1 protein-coding gene and 1 pseudogene are annotated in these 1,937 nt (G+C 61.6%); both read right to left on the bottom strand.

From position 1 onward, the window contains the following. Positions 1-67 precede the first annotated feature (67 nt). Positions 68-499: pseudogene (locus tag J7360_RS21095) on the bottom strand (PIG-L family deacetylase); the annotation flags it as partial. Further along, complete coding sequence (locus tag J7360_RS21090; protein ID WP_057661946.1) at positions 487-1,005, bottom strand: acyl-CoA dehydrogenase family protein; 519 nt, start codon at positions 1,003-1,005, stop codon at positions 487-489. The gene J7360_RS21090 and the pseudogene J7360_RS21095, both read right to left, overlap by 13 nt. Between the last annotated feature and the right edge of the window lie 932 nt (positions 1,006-1,937).

The following is a 1,937-nucleotide window of genomic DNA, read 5'->3' as shown; positions in this document are numbered from 1 at the left end:
CAAAGGCTACGGGAGGCGGGTCAATTTGAAGTTGCTGCGGTGGGTCAGATTAAAAGTGCTGGTGACAGCGTGGCTGCAGCAGATCGGCCAGCCGCGCACCAAGTGCGTCGACTCCCGCACGTACCTGGCCATCTCCCGCATCCAGCCTGACGATGCTGGATGGATCGATGCCCAGGCGCGCCAGCGCATCACGCAACTCCTCACAACGCGCAGCTGCTAGCCGCGCGGGCGGCCATGCGTCGTCCTGCGGGTAGGCGGCTTCGCCATCGGTAACGGAAACGATCAGGGCCTGCCTTCCCGATGCGATCGCCATCGCAAGCAGCCCGCCACACCCCAGCACCTCGTCATCCGGATGCGGAGAAACCACCACCACACGTGAAGCGGTGCCCAGCAACTGTTCGAGGCTGCTGGTGAGCAGCGCATTCAACTGGCGCGATGCACGCCAGCGCTGTTCGCTGACGCCTTGCCCTGCGATCTGCTCGCCCCTCACAGCAACCATGGGTTGACCTCGCGTGCGTGCAGCTGCTCCCCCAGCCACTGCTCGTCTTTTTCGCCGTGGGACTGGCGGATGAAGGCAGCCAGGTCGGCGCACCGTTGCGCGTGCCCGGCATCGCAGCACAGTGAGGCAGGCCCCAGAGCCAAGGCGGCGCGTTCGATCACGTCCCGGCAGACGCGGTCCATTACGCTCCGTAACCGAATGACAGCCAGTTGATGGCTTTGGGTTGGAGCGTCGTCGATCGTATTCGCCAGGTCTTGCAGCATCAGCCGTGCACCCGTCAGCTGTTCGTCGATGGTGCCCAGGTGTGCTGCGGCGAAAGGGTTGTTTGCCACTCGTGGCGAGCGGCGGACATGCTCGGCAATGGCCGCGGCGGCGCCATACCAGCAGGCCGCGATGCCTGCCCCACCATGCCAAAAACCCGGCCGCTGCAAATAGAATTCCGGCTCACCCAGCAAACGTGCCGGCGCACTTGCGAAAAGGCCGTTGCCAGTTGGAATGCCGAGCATGCCTGGTCCGTGCCACTGAGTTGCATCGAGCTCGAAGCATCCCTGGCTTAGCGTCACTGCGGCAAGCGGCTGCCGATCACCGTTTCTGACGGTCACCAGTGCGTGTGTCACAACGTCCAACTCTGCGCTGCACCACGGTTTGATACCGGACACGGTGCTTGAGCTCGCCTCATACGTCACGGTGTCAAGCGGCCCACCCGCTGCCCACACTGCCCACACCGCTCCATTCGAAGGCAATGGTTGGCCGGCCTCGAAAAAAATCGACACAGCGTCGTAGTGCGCTTCCAGCACTTTGGCAAGCGGCAAGCTCGCAGCACCCAGCCTGCTCAGCGCCTGCCAGCGAGCGTACGTGCGTCCTGCGCCAGGGTTGGGAAGTTGCGGCGTCAATCGCAAGTACTCACGCACGCATTGCGCGAGCGCTGGACTTGGCGATATCGAAGCTGTGCCCGGCAGATCGTCGCGGGCGAGTGCTGATTGATACATAGCTCAATCTAGGCGATCGCTCGTCAATCCAAAGTGAGCCAATGACCAATTCCCTCACCGCAACGGCAACTGGATAGGAAGAGTGCTTGGCTGCTTGGCGATGGGCGCGAGTCGTTGATGCGAGCGTGGCTTCAACAATCAGCACCGATCGCAATACTGCGCGCAAGAAATGCCACGCCGTGTCTGCGTGCGATTAAGGGGAGCGAACAGAGTTTTTGCGATGCGTCGCCACCGGACTCATCCGATACGGATGATCGATCGTGCTATTGAATGTCGCTTCGAGCCGGAAAGAATCGACAGACCGCCCCTCAGCAGAAAAAGGGCGCAACAGCACTGGTTGGAATCATCGAGCGCTTAGGGAAGGTCTGAACAACGAGACCTGACAGGGCGGAAGGTGGCGTCGTTCCGAAGAGTGGCTTTTGGAACTTCGGAATTTCGCCATTTCTGTC

The organism is Xanthomonas sp. D-99 (genome assembly GCF_017746145.1).
Lineage (GTDB): Bacteria > Pseudomonadota > Gammaproteobacteria > Xanthomonadales > Xanthomonadaceae > Xanthomonas > Xanthomonas cissicola.
The sequence above is the reverse complement of the archived record's forward strand: the minus strand, read 5'-3'. Positions and strand labels throughout refer to the sequence as shown.